The organism is Streptomyces sp. NPDC058457, assembly GCF_042720695.1.
Taxonomy (GTDB): domain Bacteria; phylum Actinomycetota; class Actinomycetes; order Streptomycetales; family Streptomycetaceae; genus Streptomyces.
Window position 1 is genome coordinate 109,067 of record NZ_JBHXLU010000019.1, and the last position, 17,396, is coordinate 126,462.

The window sequence follows — 17,396 nt, forward strand, 5'->3', positions numbered from 1 at the left end:
ACGTCCTTACGGGGGTAGGCTCGACAACGGCCGGTGGGCACCCAGTGCACCGGCAGCCGGTGCGGGCGTGTGCCCGAGGACCGGTAACCGAACATGTGGAGAGGAGCCCTGACTCAGGGTGAGCACCAAGCCGACCACCACAGACCTCGACTGGACCGAGTTGGACCAGCGGGCCGTCGACACCGCCCGCGTCCTGGCCGCCGACGCCGTACAGAAGGTCGGCAACGGCCATCCGGGTACGGCGATGAGCCTGGCGCCGGCCGCGTACACCCTCTTCCAGAAGGTGATGCGGCACGACCCGTCCGACCCCGACTGGGTGGGCCGCGACCGCTTCGTGCTGTCCGCAGGTCACTCGTCGCTGACCCTCTACACACAGCTCTACCTGGCCGGTTTCGGTCTGGAGCTGGCAGACCTCGAAGCCTTCCGGACCTGGGGCTCGAAGACGCCCGGTCACCCGGAGTACGGCCACACCAAGGGCGTGGAGACCACCACCGGTCCGCTGGGCCAGGGTGTCGCCAACGCGGTGGGCATGGCCATGGCCGCCCGCTACGAGCGCGGTCTGTTCGACCCGGACGCGCCGCAGGGCGAGTCCCCCTTCGACCACTTCGTCTACTGCATCGCCGGTGACGGCTGCCTCCAGGAGGGCATCTCCGCCGAGGCGTCCTCGATGGCCGGCCACCAGAAGCTCGGCAACCTGGTCCTGCTGTGGGACGACAACCACATCTCGATCGAGGGCGACACCGAGACGGCCGTCTCCGAGGACACCGTCAAGCGGTTCGAGGCCTACGGCTGGCACGTCCAGCGGATCGCCCCGAAGCCGGACGGCGACCTGGACCCGCACGCCGTCTACAACGCGATCGAGGCCGCGAAGAAGGTGACGGACAAGCCGTCCTTCATCGCGATGCGCTCGATCATCGCCTGGCCCGCCCCGAACGCGCAGAACACCGAGGCCGCCCACGGCTCGGCGCTCGGCGACGACGAGGTCGCGGCCACCAAGCGCGTCCTCGGCTTCGACCCGGAGAAGTCCTTCGACGTCGCCGAGGAGGTCATCGCCCACACCCGCCAGGCCGGCGAGCGCGGCGCGGCCGCCAAGGCCGAGTGGGAGAAGTCCTTCCAGCTGTGGCGGGACAACAACGCCGAGCGCGCGGCCGAGTTCGACCGCATCGCCGCGGGCGAGCTGCCCAAGGGCTGGGAGGAGAAGATCCCGGTCTTCGAGCCCGGCAAGGGCGTCGCGACCCGCGCCGCCTCCGGCAAGGTCCTCCAGGCCCTCGGTGCCGTGATCCCCGAGCTGTGGGGCGGTTCCGCGGACCTGGCCGGGTCGAACAACACGACCATCGACAAGAACAGCTCGTTCCTGCCGGCGGACAACCCGCTGCCGGGCGCGAACCCCTACGGCCGCACCATCCACTTCGGTATCCGCGAGCACTCCATGGCCGCGGAGATGAACGGCATCACCCTGCACGGCAACACCCGTGTCTACGGCGGTACGTTCCTCGTCTTCTCCGACTACATGCGCAACTCGGTGCGGCTGTCGGCGCTGATGCACCTGCCGGTGACGTACGTGTGGACCCACGACTCCATCGGCCTCGGCGAGGACGGCCCCACCCACCAGCCGGTCGAGCACCTCGCCTCGCTGCGCGCCATCCCGGGCCTGAACGTGGTCCGCCCGGCCGACGCCAACGAGACCGCGATCGCCTGGCGCGAGATCCTCCGGCGCTACACCAAGGTCTTCGGCAAGGGTGCCCCGCACGGCCTGGCGCTGACCCGGCAGGGCGTGCCGGTGTACGAGTCCAACGAGGACACGGTCAAGGGCGGCTACGTCCTCTTCGAGGCGTCGAACAGCACCCCCGAGGTCATCCTCGTCGCCACCGGCTCCGAGGTGCACGTCGCCGTCGAGGCGCGCGAGCAGCTGGAGGCCGACGGCGTGCCCACCCGCGTGGTGTCCATGCCGTGCGTGGAGTGGTTCGAGGAGCAGGACCAGGCCTACAAGGACGCTGTCCTGCCGCCGTCCGTGAAGGCGCGTGTGTCGGTCGAGGCGGGTATCGGCCTCACCTGGCACAAGTACGTCGGGGACGCCGGCCGCATCGTTTCCCTGGAGCACTTCGGTGCTTCCGCCGACGGCAAGGTGCTCTTCCAGGAGTTCGGCTTCACTGCCGAGAACGTGGCCGCCAAGGCCCGGGAATCCATCGCCGCCGCCCAGCGCTGACGCTATATACGACACGTAGGAGATGTAATTCCATGACAGACGCACTCAAGCGCCTCTCCGACGAAGGCGTCGCGATCTGGCTGGACGACCTGTCGCGCAAGCGGATCACGTCCGGCAACCTCGCCGAGCTGATCGACCAGCAGCACGTCGTGGGCGTCACCACCAACCCGACGATCTTCCAGAAGGCGATCTCTTCGGGCGACGGCTACCAGCAGCAGGTCTCGGACCTCGCCGCCCGCAAGGTCACCGTCGAAGAGGCCATCCGCATGATCACCACGGCGGACGTCCGCGACGCCGCCGACATCCTGCGCCCGGTGTTCGACGCGACCGACGGCCAGGACGGCCGCGTGTCGATCGAGGTCGACCCGCGCCTCGCCCACCACACCAAGGCGACGATCGCCGAGGCCAAGCAGCTGGCCTGGCTGGTCGACCGCCCCAACACCCTGATCAAGATCCCGGCCACCAGGGCGGGCCTGCCGGCGATCACCGAGGTCATCGGCCTCGGCATCAGCGTCAACGTCACGCTGATCTTCTCGCTGGAGCGCTACCGCGAGGTCATGGACGCCTACCTGGCCGGCCTGGAGAAGGCCAAGGACCGCGGCCTCGACCTGTCGCTCATCCGTTCGGTGGCGTCGTTCTTCGTGTCCCGCGTGGACACCGAGATCGACAAGCGCCTGAACAACCTGGGCACCGACGAGGCCAAGGCGCTGCGCGGCAAGTCCGCCGTCGCCAACGCGCGCCTCGCCTACCAGGCGTACGAGGAGGTCTTCTCCACCGCTCGCTGGAGCGCGCTGGAGAACGCGGGCGCCAACAAGCAGCGTCCGCTGTGGGCCTCCACCGGCGTGAAGGACCCGTCGTACAAGGACACCCTGTACGTCGACGACCTGGTCGCGCCGAACACGGTGAACACCATGCCGGAGGCCACCCTCGTCGCGGTCGAGGACCACGGCGGCATCACCGGCGACACGATCACCGGCACGTACGAGCAGGCCCGCGCCGACCTCGACGCCGTCGAGCGGCTCGGCATCTCGTACGACGACGTGGTCCAGGTACTGGAGGACGAGGGCGTCGAGAAGTTCGAGGCGTCCTGGAACGACCTGCTCAAGTCGACCCAGGCGGAGCTGGAGCGCCTGGCCCCCTCGGAGGGCTGAACTCTGTCAAGCAGCAACCCGCTGCGTGACCCCGCAGACCGACGGCTCCCGCGTATCGCGGGGCCGTCGGGGCTGGTCATCTTCGGCGTCACGGGCGACCTCTCCCGTAAGAAGCTCATGCCCGCCGTCTACGACCTCGCCAACCGGGGTCTGTTGCCACCGGGCTTCTCCCTGGTCGGCTTCGCCCGCCGCGAGTGGGCCCACGAGGACTTCGCCGCCGAGGTCCACGACGCCGTCAAGGACCACGCCCGCACGCCGTTCCGCGAGGAGGTCTGGCAGCAGCTCATCCAGGGGATGCGCTTCGTCCAGGGCACCTTCGACGACGACGACGCGTTCGAGCGCCTGCGCTCCACCATCGAGGAGCTGGACAAGGCGCAGGGCACGGGCGGCAACTTCGCCTTCTACCTCTCCGTGCCGCCGCGCTCCTTCCCGGTGGTCATCCAGCAGCTGAAGAAGCACGGGCTGGCCGACCAGTCCGGCGGCTCCTGGCGGCGCGCGGTCATCGAGAAGCCCTTCGGCCACGACCTGAAGTCGGCCGAGGAGCTCAACAAGGTCGTGCACGAGGTGTTCGAACCGGACCAGGTGTTCCGGATCGACCACTACCTCGGCAAGGAGACCGTCCAGAACATCCTGGCGCTGCGCTTCGCCAACACCATGTACGAGCCGATCTGGAACCGGTCCTTCGTGGACCACGTGCAGATCACCATGGCGGAGGACATCGGTATCGGCGGCCGCGCCGGCTACTACGACGGCATCGGCTCGGCCCGTGACGTCATCCAGAACCACCTCCTCCAGCTCATGGCCCTCACGGCCATGGAGGAGCCGGCCTCCTTCGACGCGGACGCGCTGGCCGCTGAGAAGGAGAAGGTGCTCGGTGCGGTACGGCTGCCGAAGGACCTGGGCACCTCGACCGTGCGCGGCCAGTACGCGGCCGGCTGGCAGGGCGGCGAGAAGGTCATCGGCTACCTCGAAGAGGACGGCATCAACGCCAAGTCGAAGACCGACACCTACGCGGCCGTGAAGCTGGGCATCGACAACCGCCGCTGGGCGGGCGTCCCCTTCTATCTGCGCACCGGCAAGCGCCTCGGCCGCCGGGTGACGGAGATCGCGGTGGTCTTCCAGCGGGCCCCGCACTCCCCCTTCGACACGACGGCCACCGAGGAGCTGGGCCAGAACGCGATCGTCATCCGCGTCCAGCCCGACGAGGGCGTCACCGTCCGCTTCGGCTCCAAGGTGCCGGGCACCTCGATGGAGATCCGGGACGTGTCGATGGACTTCGCGTACGGCGAGTCCTTCACCGAGTCCTCGCCCGAGGCGTACGAGCGGCTGATCCTGGACGTGCTGCTGGGCGACTCCAACCTCTTCCCGCGCACGGAGGAGGTCGAGCTGTCCTGGAAGATCCTCGACCCGATCGAGGAGCACTGGGACACCCACGGCAGGCCCGCCCAGTACAAGTCCGGCACCTGGGGCCCCGCCGAGGCCGACGAGATGCTGGCACGAGACGGACGGAGCTGGCGCCGCCCATGAAGATAGACCTCACGGACACCACGGCCGGCAAGGTCAACAAGGCGCTGGTGCAGGGCCGCCGGGCCATCGGCACGCCCGCCGTGGGCATGGTGCTGACCCTCGTCATCGTCACCGACGAGGAGAACGCGTACGACGCCCTGAAGGCCGCCGGCGACGCCTCGCACGAGCATCCCTCACGCACGCTGGTCGTCATCAAGCGCGTCTCCCGCTCCCCCCGCGACCGTACGGCGTCCCGCCTGGACGCCGAGGTCCGGGTGGGCGCGGACGCGGGCTCCGGCGAGACGGTGATCCTCCGCCTGTACGGCGAGGTCGCCGACCACGCCGACTCGGTCGTGCTGCCGCTGCTGCTGCCGGACGCCCCGGTCGTCGTCTGGTGGCCGGTGAACGCCCCGCTCGACCCGGCGAAGGACCCGCTGGGCGCCCTCGCCCAGCGCCGGGTCACCGACACCTACTCCTCCGAGCAGCCGGTACGGGAGCTGTCCGCCCGTGCGGACGCCTACACCCCCGGCGACACGGACCTGTCCTGGACCCGGATCACGCCCTGGCGCTCGATGCTGGCGGCGGCCCTGGACCAGGTGGTCTGCGAGGTCAAGGCGGTCGAGGTGGAGGGCGAGGAGTTCAACCCGAGCTGTGAGCTGCTGGCGATGTGGCTCGCGGACCGGCTGGACGTCCCCGTCAGGCGTTCGCTGTCGGCCGGCCCCGGTCTGACCGCGGTCCGGCTCGCCACCAGCGAGGGCGCGATCGCTCTCGACCGCGCGGACGGCTCCCTGGCCACCCTGTCCATCGACGGCCAGCCGGACCGTGCGGTGGCGCTGAAGCGGCGCGACACGGCCGAGCTGATCGCGGAGGAGCTGCGCCGGCTCGACCCGGACGACACCTACGCGTCGGCGCTGCGGTTCGGCGTGGAGCGCCTGAACGCGTCGGCGGCTCCGGCCGCTGCCGCTGCTGAGCCGGTACCGGTGGCGGCGGCTCCGGCCGCCCAGGCCGTTCCGGCCGCCCAGGCCTCCGAGCCGTCGGCCAAAGGAGAACCGGCCGTCGAAGCCGCTGCCGCGGAAGCTCCCGCGCCCGAAGCGGCGGCGAAGGAACCGCTGAGGAAGAGGGCGAAGGCGACATGAGCACCCCCCAGCTGGTCGTGCACCGCGACAAGGAGCTGATGGCGCAGGCCGCCGCGGCCCGCCTGATCACGAAGATCGTGGACGCCCAGGCCTCCCGGGGCGAGGCGTCCGTGGTCCTCACCGGCGGCCGCAACGGCAACGGCCTGCTGGCGGCCCTGGCGGCGGCCCCGGCCCGGGACGCCATCGACTGGAGCCGGCTCGACCTGTGGTGGGGCGACGAACGTTTCCTCCCCGAGGGCGACCCGGAGCGCAATGTCACCCAGGCCCGGGACGCCCTGCTCGACCAGGTCCCGGTGGACCCGAAGCGCGTGCACGCCATGCCCGCGTCGGACGGCCCCTGGGACACGGACGTGGACGCGGCGGCCGAGGCCTACGCGGCGGAGCTGGCCCGCGCGGCCGGCCCCGAGAACCACGGTTCGGTGCCCACCTTCGACGTCCTGATGCTGGGCGTCGGCCCGGACACCCACGTGGCCTCGCTCTTCCCGGAGCTGCCTGCGGTCCGGGAGACGGAACGCACGGTGGTCGGCGTCCACGGCGCCCCCAAGCCGCCGCCGACCCGGGTCTCCCTCACCCTCCCCGCCATCCGCGCGGCCCGCGAGGTCTGGCTGCTGGCGGCGGGCGAGGACAAGGCCGAGGCCGTCGCCATCGCCCTCTCGGGCGCGGGCGAGATCCAGGCCCCGGCAGCGGGAGCCCAGGGCCGCCAGCGCACCCTGTGGCTCCTGGACGCGACAGCGGCCTCCCAGCTGCCTCGCTCGCTGTATCCGCCGGCTTCGCCGTGACGAAGTGACTCAGTACTGAGCAGAACCCGTACGGCCTGGACGGCCGTACGGGTTCTTTCGTGCCCGGCCTAACGCCCGCGCAGCTCCCGGTACTTGGCCACCAGCGCCGTCGTCGACGCGTCCAGGCCGGGTACCTCGGTGCCCTCGGTCAGCGCGGGCTCGATGCGCTTGGCGAGGACCTTGCCCAGCTCCACGCCCCACTGGTCGAAGGAGTCGATGTTCCAGACGGCGCCCTGGGTGAACACCTTGTGTTCGTAGAGGGCGACGAGCTGGCCGAGGACGGACGGGGTGAGTTCCCTCGCGAGGATGGTCGTCGTCGGGTGGTTGCCCTTGAAGGTGCGGTGCGGGACCTGCTCCTCGGGAACGCCCTCCGCGCGGACCTCGTCGGCGGTCTTGCCGAAGGCCAGCGCCTGGGTCTGGGCGAAGAAGTTCGCCATCAGCAGGTCGTGCTGCGCCTTGAGTTCACCGCTCAGCTCGGCGACCGGCTCGGCGAAGCCGATGAAGTCCGCCGGGATCAGCTTGGTGCCCTGGTGGATCAACTGGTAGTACGCGTGCTGGCCGTTGGTGCCCGGCGTGCCCCAGACGACCGGGCCGGTCTGCCAGTCGACCTCCTTGCCGTCACGCGCCACGTACTTGCCGTTGGACTCCATGTCCAGCTGCTGGAGGTAGGCGGTGAACTTGGAGAGGTAGTGCGAGTACGGCAGCACCGCGTGCGACTGGGCGTCGTGGAAGTTGCCGTACCAGATGCCCAGCAGGCCCAGCAGCAGGGGGACGTTGGACTCGGCGGGGGCGGTGCGGAAGTGCTCGTCGACCAGGTGGAAGCCGTCGAGCATCTCCCGGAAGCGGTCCGGGCCGATGGCGATCATCAGGGAGAGGCCGATCGCGGAGTCGTACGAGTAGCGGCCGCCGACCCAGTCCCAGAACTCGAACATGTTGGCCGTGTCGATGCCGAAGTCCGACACCTTCTCGGAGTTCGTGGAGAGGGCCACGAAGTGCTTGGCGACCGCTTCCGGGCCGGCCTTCAGCTCGGTGAGGAGCCAGTTGCGGGCGGAGGTCGCGTTGGTGATCGTCTCGATCGTGGTGAACGTCTTGGAGGCGATGATGAAGAGGGTCTCCGCCGGGTCCAGGTCGCGGGTGGCCTCGTGCAGGTCGGCGCCGTCGACGTTGGAGACGAAACGGACCGTGAGGTCGCGGTCGGTGAAGCTGCGCAGCACCTCGTAGGCCATCGCCGGACCGAGGTCGGAGCCGCCGATGCCGATGTTGACGACGTTCCGGATGCGCTTGCCGGTGTGGCCGGTCCAGGCGCCGGAGCGGACCCGGTCGGCGAAGCCGCCCATCTTGTCCAGGACCGCGTGCACCTGCGGCACCACGTTCTCGCCGTCGACCTCGATCACCGCGTCGCGCGGGGCGCGCAGGGCCGTGTGCAGCACCGCGCGGTTCTCGGTGACGTTGATCTTCTCGCCGCGGAACATGGCGTCCCGCAGGCCGAAGACGTCGGTGGCGGATGCCAGCTCCCGCAGCAGCCGCAGCGTCTCGTCGTTGACCAGGTGCTTCGAGTAGTCGATGTGGAGGTCGCCGACCTGGAGGGTGTAGCCCGTGCCGCGTCCGGGGTCGGCGGCGAACAGGTCCCGCAGCCGGGTGTCGGCGAGCGCCTCCCGGTGCTTGGCGAGCGCGGTCCACTCGGGCGTCTGGTTGAGCCTGGTACGGCCGTCTGCGTTCATTCCGACTTCAGCCTTCTTCCTTGCACCTGTCCTGCTGCGTCCCTGCCCCGCTGCCGGTTCCAACCTAGTTGATCAGCGTGGGACGCGGCCTGCTGTCGCGCTGTCCCGCGGCGCAACAACAGGTACGTCCGGCTTGCCCACCGGTATCAACGAGGTGACGGCCAGGCCGAAGAGGACGGCGGCCAGCAGCGCCGGGCCGTTCAGGCCGTAGGCTCCCGCGACGGCTCCGCCGAGGAGGGCGCCGAGCGGCGCGCCTGACGTGGCGGAGGTGCGGAAGGCGGCGGCGATCCGGCCGGTCATCGACTCGGGCGCGCGTTGCTGCATCAGCGTGACCTGGTTGACGTTCCACACCATGTTCATCGCGCCGAGCAGGAGCATGCCCGCGACGAGGGCGCCGAGGTGCCGGACGGTGCCCATGAGGAGCAGGGCCGACGTCTGGACCGTCCCGGCGACCAGCAGGGCCCGCACCCGGCCGGTGCGGCGGGCGATGCGCTGGGCGAGGAAGCCACCGGTGATGCTCCCCGCCGAGTAGGCGGTCATGGCGGCCGCGTATCCCGCGGTGCCGGCGTGCAGCCAGCGCGTCACGTGCAGCACCAGGGTGGCGATGAGGGCGCCCATGCCGATGTTGCACAGCAGGGTGGCCACGCAGACCGCCCGCAGGGCACGGTCCTGCCACAGGGCGCGCAGGCCCTCGCCGATCTCCGTGCGCAGGGTGCTGCCCGCCGGGCGCGGCGGCCGCTCCGGCGGCCGTGTCCGGAGGGAGGCGACCAGGGCCGCGGCCGCCAGACAGGTGCTCGCGTCGGCCGCGAAGGGCATGACCGCGCCGGCCGCCAGGAGCAGCGGTACGAGCGGGGCACCGATGAGGCCGCCGGCGATCTGCTGGCCGGTCATCAGCCGGGCGTTGGCCCCGCCCAGGGCGTGCCGGTCCACCAGGGAGGGCAGCAGGGCCGTGGAGGCGTTGTCGAAGAGCGTCTGCAGGGTGGTGAGCGCGAAGGCGAGCAGAAGCAGCAGCGGGATCGAGGCGTGACCGAGTGCCACGGCGAGTGCGAAGGCGGTGACGAGCAGCCCTCGTACCGTGTCCACGGCCCACATCGCGCGCCGCTGGTCCACCCGGTCCGCGACGGCACCGCCGAGCAGCCCGAAGAGCAGCCACGGCACATAGCCGCAGGCGGTCACCGAGGCGATGGCGAGCGGGGCGTCGGTCAGGCGCGCGGCCAGCAGGGGCAGCGCGGACGTCCGTAACGCGTCTCCGAACCGGGAGACCACGGCGGCCGTCCACAGCCGCCCGAATCCCCCGCGCCACGCGGGTGCCCCCTCGCCCATCGTCACCGCCGCCCCCTCACGATTCGCCGATACGCAAACCGTAGAGGGCACCACTGACAACGGGCCGGACGCGTACCCGGTCCCGGCCGCGGAGACAGCTCCGGCCAGGCGCCCATGGGCACCTGGCCGGCCTCAACTCCTAGATCTCGCCCCGCAGTTTGGCGAGCGCCTCGGCGAGGATCGCCTCGCCGTCCGCGTCGCTGCGCCGCTCCCGTACATACGCGAGATGCGTCTTGTACGGCTCGGTGCGCGGCGGGTCCGGCGGGTTGTCCCGGTCCTGACCGGCCGGGAAGCCACAGCGCGGGCAGTCCCAGGTCTCGGGCACCTGCGCGTCGCTGGCGAAGCTCGGCTGCGTCTCGTGCCCGTTGGAGCACCAGAAGGAGATGCGCAGACGCGGCGCGGACTCGCCGCGCTCGGCCTCGCCCATCGGCCCCGCCCCGACCCGGCTACCTCGGATCGCGTTGCCACTTGCCACGGTCGTAACTCCCTGCGTGATGGTGCCGCGAAGCGAGTCGGCGTGTCGCTTCGTTGCGAGCGCCTCAGTCTACGTAAGGCCCAACGCGCGTCCAGTGGTGGGAGTTACCGCCCCCGCACCTAGACGCAAGCCCCATGATAGGCCGCGCTCAGGTGCGCGTACCGAACATGGGGCCTTACGTACAGATTGTGCGTGTGTGCGAGTCGCGGATCAGCTGTTCGTCTTCATCAGCAGGCCGAGGACCACGATGCACGCGAACCACAGCAGACCGATGACCAGGGTGATCCGGTCCAGGTTCCGCTCGGCGACCGAGGAGCCGCCGACGGAGGACTGCATGCCGCCACCGAACATGTCGGAGAGGCCGCCGCCCTTGCCCTTGTGCATCAGCACCAGCAGCATCAGCAGCAGGCTGAAGACGATCAGGGCGATCGAGAACCCCAAAACCACGGCTGGACCAACTCTCTCGGATTCGGATGAACGACGGGGACAAGGCGGCAGGCCGTCTTGTCCCCGCAAGGGTACGACGGATCGTCCCCGGGGCCTACTCGCTCGGCCCGATCACTGATCGCGGAAGCGCACGATCTTGACGAATTCGTCCGCGTCCAGCGAGGCACCGCCGACCAGGGCGCCGTCGATGTCGCCCTGCGCCATGATCTCGGCCACGTTGCCGGCCTTGACGGAGCCGCCGTACTGGATGCGGACCTGGTCGGCCAGCTCCTGGCTGTACAGTTCGGCGAGCTTGGCGCGGATCGCCGCGCAGACCTCCTGGGCGTCCCCGGCACCGCAGACCTTGCCGGTGCCGATGGCCCACACGGGCTCGTAGGCGATCACGACCGACTCGGCCTGCTCGGCCGGGAGGTCCTTGAGGCCGCCCTCGACCTGGGCGAGGGTGTGGGCGACGTGGTTGCCCGCCTCGCGGACCTCCAGTTCCTCGCCGACGCACAGGATCGGGGTCAGACCGTGCTTGTAGGCGGCCTTGACCTTGGCGTTCACGATCTCGTCGGTCTCGGCGTGGTACTGGCGGCGCTCGGAGTGGCCGATGACCACGTAGGTGCACTTCAGCTTGGCCAGCATGGGGCCGGAGATCTCGCCGGTGTAGGCGCCGGAGTCGTGCGCCGAGAGGTCCTGGGCACCGTACTTGATCTTGAGCTTGTCGCCGTCGACCAGGGTCTGCACGGAACGCAGGTCGGTGAAGGGCGGCAGGACGGCGACCTCGACGGCCTCGTAGTCCTTGTCGGCCAGGGCGAAGGCGAGCTTCTGGACGTGTGCGATGGCCTCGAGGTGGTTGAGGTTCATCTTCCAGTTGCCCGCCATGATCGGCGTGCGAGTGGTCATAGCGGGGTCAGTCCTCCAGTGCGGCGAGGCCGGGGAGCGTCTTGCCCTCGAGGTATTCGAGGGAGGCGCCGCCACCGGTCGAGATGTGTCCGAACGCGTTCTCGTCGAAGCCGAGGATGCGCACGGCGGCTGCGGAGTCACCGCCGCCCACGACGGTGAAGCCCTTGGACTCGACGAGGGCCTGGGCGACCACCCGGGTGCCCGCGGCGTAGTCGGGGTGCTCGAAGACGCCCATGGGGCCGTTCCAGAAGACGGTGGCGGCGTCGGCGAGCTTCGAGGCGTACAGCTTGCTGGTCTCCGGGCCGATGTCCAGGCCCATCTGACCGGCGGGCATGGCGTCCGCGGCGACCGTGCTGGGGTTGGCCGGAGCCTTGCCCGACAGGTCCGGGAACTCGGGGGCGACCAGGGTGTCGACGGGCAGGACGATCTCCACGCCGGTCTTCTCGGCGCGCTCCAGGTACTCGGTGACGGTGGCGAGCTGGTCCTCCTGGAGGAGGGAGCTGCCGACCTCGTACCCCTTGGCCTTGAGGAAGGTGTAGACCATGCCGCCGCCGACGAGGATGCGGTCGGCCTTGCCGAGCAGTTCGTCGATGACGGCGAGCTTGTCGGAGACCTTGGCGCCGCCGAGCACCACCACGTAGGGGCGCTTGACGTCCTCGGTGAGCTTCTTCAGGACGCCGACCTCGGTGGCGATCAGGTAGCCGGCGTAGTGCGGCAGCCGGGCCGGGAGGTCGTAGACGGAGGCGTGCTTGCGGTGCACAGCGCCGAAGCCGTCGCCGACGTAGACGTCGGCGAGGGCGGCCAGCTGGTCGGCGAACTCGCCGCGCTCGGTGTCGTCCTTGGACGTCTCGCCGGCGTTGAAGCGCAGGTTCTCGATGACGGCGACCTGGCCGGGCTGCAGGCCGTTCACCGCGTCATGGGCGGCGGGGCCGACGGTGTCCTGGGCGAACGCGATCGGGGCGTCGAGCAGTTCACCGAGCCGCTCGGCGGCCTGGAGCAGGGAGAACTTCGGGTCCGGGGCGCCCTTGGGGCGGCCCAGGTGCGAGGCGACGACCACCTTGGCGCCCGCGTCGGCCAGGGCCTTGACGGTGGGCAGGACGGCACGGATACGGCCGTCGTCGGTGATGAGACCGTCGGCCATCGGCACGTTGAGGTCAGCGCGGACGAAGACCCGCTTGCCGTCGACCCCTTCGGCGAGGAGTTCGTCGATCGTCTTCATGGTTGGGGACTCCTACAGGAGGGCTCTTGATCGTACGAGGACTGATCGAACCGTATGTGGTCGGGTCGATCCTTACGTGCGTCAGGGCCCGGGCGGCGCGACCGTGCGCTGCCCGAGCCCTGCTACCGCATCGAGGTGCCTGTTCGGCCGATCAGAGCTGGTTGCCCACGAAGACCGTGAGGTCGACGAGGCGGTTGGAGTAGCCCCACTCGTTGTCGTACCAGCCGAGGATCTTCACCGTGTTGCCCTCCTGGACCATGGTCAGGGAGGAGTCGAAGGTGCAGGAGGCCGGGTCGCCGACGATGTCCGAGGAGACGATCGGGTCCTCGGTGTACGCCAGGTAGCCCTTCAGGTCGCCGTCGTCGGCGGCCTTCTTGAACGCGGCGTTGACCTCGTCCTTGGTGACCTCGCGCTGGAGCGTCACGACCAGGTCGGTGGCGGAGCCGGTCGGGACCGGGACGCGCATGGCGATGCCGTCCAGCTTGCCCTTGAGCTGCGGGAGGACCAGCGCGGTGGCCTTGGCGGCACCCGTGGTGGTCGGGATGATGTTCTCGGCGGCGGCCCGGGCACGGCGCAGGTCCGAGTGCGGGAAGTCCAGGATGCGCTGGTCGTTGGTGTACGCGTGGACCGTCGTCATCAGGCCCTTGACGATGCCGAAGTTCTCGTCGAGCACCTTGGCCATCGGCGCCACACAGTTGGTGGTGCAGGAGGCGTTGGAGATGACGTGGTGGTTGGCCGCGTCGTACTTGTCCTGGTTGACGCCCATCACGATGGTGATGTCCTCGTCCTTGGCCGGAGCCGAGATGAGGACCTTCTTGGCGCCGCCGGCGATGTGCTTGGCGGCGTCGGCCTTCTTGGTGAAGATGCCGGTCGACTCGATGACGATGTCGACGCCCAGCTCGCCCCACGGGATGTCGGCGGGGTTGCGCTCGGACAGCACCTTGATGGTGTGGCCGTCGACGGTGATCGTGTCGGCGGTGTGCGTCACCTCGGCCTTGAGGCGGCCCAGGATCGTGTCGTACTTCAGCAGGTGTGCGGTGGTCGCGGTGTCACCCAGGTCGTTGACAGCCACGATCTCGATGTCAGCGCCCTGCTCCAGCAGCGCGCGGAAGTAGTTGCGACCGATACGACCGAAGCCGTTGATGCCTACGCGGATCGTCACGAACCGATCTCCTCGTTGGTACGCCGGCCATGCGGTGCCGGCGAGCTGTATTTGGGATGTCCCCGACCACCCATGACCCTACCTCCCTGAGGCTCCCGCGGTGACATCCAGATGCCCCATACACGGCGAGGCGGTCCGTACCCGCCAGTAGGGGTACGGACCACCTCGGATCGGGGGTGGCATCACACCGTTTTGTCATGGAATGCCGACCCGTTTTTACCGCCCTTTCACTCGTTCGTGAGCGGGTCGGCTCACATGTCGAGTGCTGTCGGCGTCAGTTGTCGAGTGCTGTCAACGCCTTCTTCACCAGAGCGGCACGATCGGCCGCGGAACTGACCTGTTCCAGACCGAAACCGAGCAGCACGGTGCGGTCGGTGGTGACGGCTCCGTACGTCTTGAACAGCGCTCCGGTCCGCTCCCAGTCCTTGAGGACGGCCGGGCTGCCCGCGGGCGGTCCGGTGACGCTCCAGGAGCCGAGGGAGGTCTCGAAGCCCTCGGTCTCGGTGGCCGCGCCGCCGACCACGAGCGAGGCGTCGTCGACGAGGACGCCGTGCCCGCCGGTGCTCGGGTCGGTGATGTAGCCGATGGAGACCTCGACGGACTTGCCGGCGTAGGCGCTGAGGTCGAAGCTCACCGGCTGCCAGCCCGCCGAGCTGCCGGTGAAGCTGTTCCACGAACCGCTGGTGCCGCTCGCGGTGCACTGGTTGTTCGCGATGGTCAGGTAGTGCTTGAGCCACGGGTGCTCGGCGATCAGGAAGCCGGCCCCGCACTCGCTCGGTACGGTGCTGCTGGTGGCGCCGCCCTTCTCCGGCAGGGTCGTCCAGTCGTCGGCGCCGACGACGTGCGCCTCGACCACCGCGTGGTCGTAGCCGGGTTCGGTGTCCCACAGCAGCTTGGCGCTGAGGGTCGGCTGCTGGGACGCGGTGACACCGGTGAGGTCGATGGTGCGGGTGAGGCGCTTGTAGGCGTCGTCGGTGTGGACGGCCGCGGCCATGTACGACCCGGAGTACGGCCCGTACGGGTTGACGGTCCCGGCGAACTGGCCCGCGCCCGCGCTGGCGAACTGGGGGTAGGTGTCGGGCGAGAGCTCGTCGGAGGTGACGGCGTAGGTCCCGGCCTTGTCGAGCGGGTTGGCGGACGTGCCGCTCAGGGCCCCGCCGAAGCCGTCCAGCGTGCCGGAGCCGGTGAAGCCGGTGGCCCCGGGCGTCGACGTACGGGAGTAGGCGCCCAGGTAGTACTGGCTGAAGTCGTTCGACGGGGTGCCGTCGCCGAGGTTCACGCTGCCGCCGGCCAGCTCGCCCGCCTCGATCAGCTTGCCGCCCTCGTTGAGGTAGGCGCGCAGCTGGAGCTGGGTGTCGTTGCCGGGACCGCTCGTACCCGAGTAGTGGACGACCGTCTTGAAGTGCTTCAGCACACCGAGCGCGTCGGGAGCGCCCTGGGTGGCGACGTCCCAGACGACCGCCTTGTGCCCGGCCGCCTTCAGCGCGTCGACGTAGGTCTGCGCCTGGGTGGCCTTGGCGCCCTCCTCCGCGACCACCAGGGTGTCCGCCCTGGGCCGCTCGGCGACGGTGTACGTGAAGTGCGAGCTGGAGACCTTCTTGCCGCTCTTCGTCTCACCGGTGAACCACACCTCGACCTTGTCGCCCGGGTCGCCGTCCTTCACCTTGGCCCGGTACTCGTCGAAGTAGAGGTTGTCGTTGCCGCCGTACGTCTCGCCGCCCTTCCAGGCCTTGAGCGCCCTGTCCTGCGTGCGGCCGCCGTTGACGCGGTACTTGAGCTCCTTGTCGCGGATCGCCTTGCGGACGACGACGGAGACCTCCTGGTCGGCGCCGCGCGAGTACGACGTGGAGAACGCCGCCGGGGTGAAGTCGGCGGCGCTCAGCCCGACCGAGGAGCTCGGCTGGTCGGGGTGGGCGGCGGTCTCGGCGACGGAGAGCGCGAAGGGGATGTTCTTCTCGAACTCGTCCTGGATCAGCTTCTCGTCGTCCGGGAAGTTGAAGACCGACTGGCAGTCGGCGGCGTTCCAGGCGTCGTTCGGGTCGATGTCCGAGGCCGTCTGGCAGGTCGACATCTCGGGGGTGAACATCGCCATGCCGTTGACGTTCGACGCGTGGCCGTCGGCCTCGCCGTTGGTCGTGTACAGCTCCGAGGAGACCTGCGAGTGGTAGCCGGGGATCGCCGGGTTGTCCGGGGTGCCGGCGAGCGCCTTGTAGAGGACGTCGTCCGGGGTCGGGGTGGCCACCTGCCAGCCGACGCCGTAGAGGAGGAGTTCGGCGGCGGAGTGGTAGTTGATGCCGTACGTGAACCCGATCCGCTTCTCGAAGTCGTCCAGTGCCGTGGTCTCGGGCTCGGACTCGGGGCTCACGCCGCGGTAGGTCTCGCTGGTGGGGTTGGGGGACGAACCCTCGTCGTCGTAGCCCCACTTGTAGCCGAAGTTGCGGTTGAGGTCGACGCCGTCACCCGTACTGATGACGCCGTCGCCGTTGACGTCCCGCAGGTTCTTGCGCCACAGGCGGGTGTCGGAGTTCTGGAAGGTGTAGTCGTAGCCGTCCGGGTTGGCGGACAGGACGAACCACAGCTCGGTCGAGTCGACGATCTTCTTGATGCGCTTGTCGGTGCTGTAGTTGTCCAGGTAGTAGTGCATCAGCCGGCGGGTCATCTCCGGCGTGATCCACTCACGTGCGTGCTGGTTGGACAGGTACAGCACGGAGGGCTTGGAGCCGTCCTTCGACTTCTTCGCGCCCTTGGTCAGTTTGAGCGCGAGGATGTCCTGCCCGTCGACCGTCTTGCCGATGGACTCGACCTTGGTCAGACCGGGGTTGGCCTGCGCGGTCGCGAGGATCTCCGCCTCGAGCCCGCCGCTGCCGCCGTACGGGCGGAACACACCCTGCGAGGCGCCCTCGACCCGCGCCTCGGCCTTGGCCGACACCGTGTGCTCGGTGAGGTCGACGCCCTGCTTCTCCAGCTTCTTCGCCTGCTGGTCGGTGAGGTACAGCTCGACTTCCGTCTTGCCGGATCCGGTGACCTGGTCGCCGAGTTCATGGCCGTCCTGCCCGGCTTGGAGCAGGAGGGGAATCTGCTTCTTCGTGACGTCGGCGTGGAAGACCTTGACCTCGTCGGGGTCGGGCTTCCCCGAACTCCCGGTCTGCGCCTGCGCCATGGGTGCGAGTGCGGCTCCGCCGATCAGGAGCGCGCCGACAGCGAGGATCGATCTCGCCCTGTGTCTCATGTACCCCCCTAGCAGTGGTCCGCCACAGCGGCGAACCCATGCCAGGCTCATGACACTTCATGATCCAGTCAAGGGCGACTCACGGACAGTTCACGGTGGCTTAAAAAGGACGCAAACGCCGGTGCCGACGACCGTCGCGGCCGTCGGCACCGGA

Annotated in this window: 13 protein-coding genes; 5 read left to right on the plus strand and 8 right to left on the minus strand. The window is 69.6% G+C overall.

The genetic code is table 11. The features are described from left to right. Positions 1-118 precede the first annotated feature (118 nt). The 5 genes from tkt to pgl are packed head-to-tail and all read left to right on the plus strand — an operon-like array spanning position 119 to position 6,778. Entirely contained in the window at positions 119-2,206 is a 2,088-nt protein-coding gene (gene tkt, locus ACFWPS_RS18085) for a transketolase (protein ID WP_383706133.1), read from the plus strand. Between the two features lie 32 nt (positions 2,207-2,238). Beyond that, positions 2,239-3,357 carry a transaldolase gene (tal, locus tag ACFWPS_RS18090; RefSeq protein WP_383706135.1) on the plus strand — a complete coding sequence of 373 codons (1,119 nt, stop codon included), beginning with the start codon at positions 2,239-2,241 and terminating at the stop codon, positions 3,355-3,357. A gap of 3 nt (positions 3,358-3,360) precedes the next feature. Further along, a complete protein-coding gene (zwf, locus tag ACFWPS_RS18095; RefSeq protein ID WP_383706168.1) occupies positions 3,361-4,884 on the plus strand; it encodes a glucose-6-phosphate dehydrogenase in 1,524 nt (507 codons plus the stop codon). Then, positions 4,881-5,999, plus strand: coding sequence for a glucose-6-phosphate dehydrogenase assembly protein OpcA (gene opcA, locus ACFWPS_RS18100; RefSeq protein WP_383706137.1), 1,119 nt, complete (start codon positions 4,881-4,883; stop codon positions 5,997-5,999). The genes zwf and opcA overlap by 4 nt, the downstream gene beginning before the upstream one ends. After that, positions 5,996-6,778 carry a 6-phosphogluconolactonase gene (gene pgl / locus ACFWPS_RS18105; RefSeq protein WP_361284047.1) on the plus strand — a complete coding sequence of 261 codons (783 nt, stop codon included), beginning with the start codon at positions 5,996-5,998 and terminating at the stop codon, positions 6,776-6,778. The genes opcA and pgl overlap by 4 nt, the downstream gene beginning before the upstream one ends. Before the next feature lie 68 nt (positions 6,779-6,846). Here pgl and pgi read toward each other — a convergent pair whose 3' ends face one another. The 8 genes from pgi to ACFWPS_RS18145 all read right to left on the minus strand — a co-directional run bounded on the left by pgi (position 6,847) and on the right by ACFWPS_RS18145 (position 17,242). Next, positions 6,847-8,499, minus strand: a complete 1,653-nt coding sequence (gene pgi, locus ACFWPS_RS18110) for a glucose-6-phosphate isomerase (RefSeq protein WP_383706139.1) — start codon at positions 8,497-8,499, stop codon at positions 6,847-6,849. Between the two features lie 72 nt (positions 8,500-8,571). Further along, positions 8,572-9,822 carry an MFS transporter gene (locus ACFWPS_RS18115; RefSeq protein ID WP_383706170.1) on the minus strand — a complete coding sequence of 417 codons (1,251 nt, stop codon included), beginning with the start codon at positions 9,820-9,822 and terminating at the stop codon, positions 8,572-8,574. 139 nt (positions 9,823-9,961) lie between these two features. Further along, the gene (locus ACFWPS_RS18120; RefSeq protein WP_003976875.1) at positions 9,962-10,297 is read right to left on the minus strand and encodes an RNA polymerase-binding protein RbpA; all 336 of its coding nucleotides are present in this window, start codon (positions 10,295-10,297) and stop codon (positions 9,962-9,964) included. A gap of 210 nt (positions 10,298-10,507) precedes the next feature. Then, positions 10,508-10,744: a preprotein translocase subunit SecG gene (secG, locus tag ACFWPS_RS18125; RefSeq protein WP_361284041.1), complete on the minus strand. Its 237-nt coding sequence runs from the start codon at positions 10,742-10,744 to the stop codon at positions 10,508-10,510. A 111-nt stretch (positions 10,745-10,855) separates the two neighbouring features. Next, entirely contained in the window at positions 10,856-11,632 is a 777-nt protein-coding gene (gene tpiA, locus ACFWPS_RS18130; protein ID WP_383706141.1) for a triose-phosphate isomerase, read from the minus strand. Between the two features lie 7 nt (positions 11,633-11,639). Then, a complete protein-coding gene (locus ACFWPS_RS18135) occupies positions 11,640-12,851 on the minus strand; it encodes a phosphoglycerate kinase (RefSeq protein WP_383706143.1) in 1,212 nt (403 codons plus the stop codon). 151 nt (positions 12,852-13,002) lie between these two features. Further along, positions 13,003-14,013 carry a type I glyceraldehyde-3-phosphate dehydrogenase gene (gene gap / locus ACFWPS_RS18140; protein ID WP_189260903.1) on the minus strand — a complete coding sequence of 337 codons (1,011 nt, stop codon included), beginning with the start codon at positions 14,011-14,013 and terminating at the stop codon, positions 13,003-13,005. Between the two features lie 274 nt (positions 14,014-14,287). After that, positions 14,288-17,242, minus strand: a complete 2,955-nt coding sequence (locus ACFWPS_RS18145; protein WP_383706145.1) for a M14 family zinc carboxypeptidase — start codon at positions 17,240-17,242, stop codon at positions 14,288-14,290. Between the last annotated feature and the right edge of the window lie 154 nt (positions 17,243-17,396).

What these genes read in the sequence shown, in the direction of transcription:
- tal (WP_383706135.1), top strand. Translation starts at nt 2,239, where the DNA reads ATGACAGACGCACTCAAGCGCCTCTCCGACGAAGGCGTCGCGATCTGG.
- opcA (WP_383706137.1), top strand. Translation starts at nt 4,881, where the DNA reads ATGAAGATAGACCTCACGGACACCACGGCCGGCAAGGTCAACAAGGCG.
- pgl (WP_361284047.1), top strand. Translation starts at nt 5,996, where the DNA reads ATGAGCACCCCCCAGCTGGTCGTGCACCGCGACAAGGAGCTGATGGCG.
- pgi (WP_383706139.1), bottom strand. Translation starts at nt 8,499, where the DNA reads ATGAACGCAGACGGCCGTACCAGGCTCAACCAGACGCCCGAGTGGACC.
- ACFWPS_RS18115 (WP_383706170.1), bottom strand. Translation starts at nt 9,822, where the DNA reads ATGGGCGAGGGGGCACCCGCGTGGCGCGGGGGATTCGGGCGGCTGTGG.
- tpiA (WP_383706141.1), bottom strand. Translation starts at nt 11,632, where the DNA reads ATGACCACTCGCACGCCGATCATGGCGGGCAACTGGAAGATGAACCTC.
- ACFWPS_RS18135 (WP_383706143.1), bottom strand. Translation starts at nt 12,851, where the DNA reads ATGAAGACGATCGACGAACTCCTCGCCGAAGGGGTCGACGGCAAGCGG.
- ACFWPS_RS18145 (WP_383706145.1), bottom strand. Translation starts at nt 17,242, where the DNA reads ATGAGACACAGGGCGAGATCGATCCTCGCTGTCGGCGCGCTCCTGATC.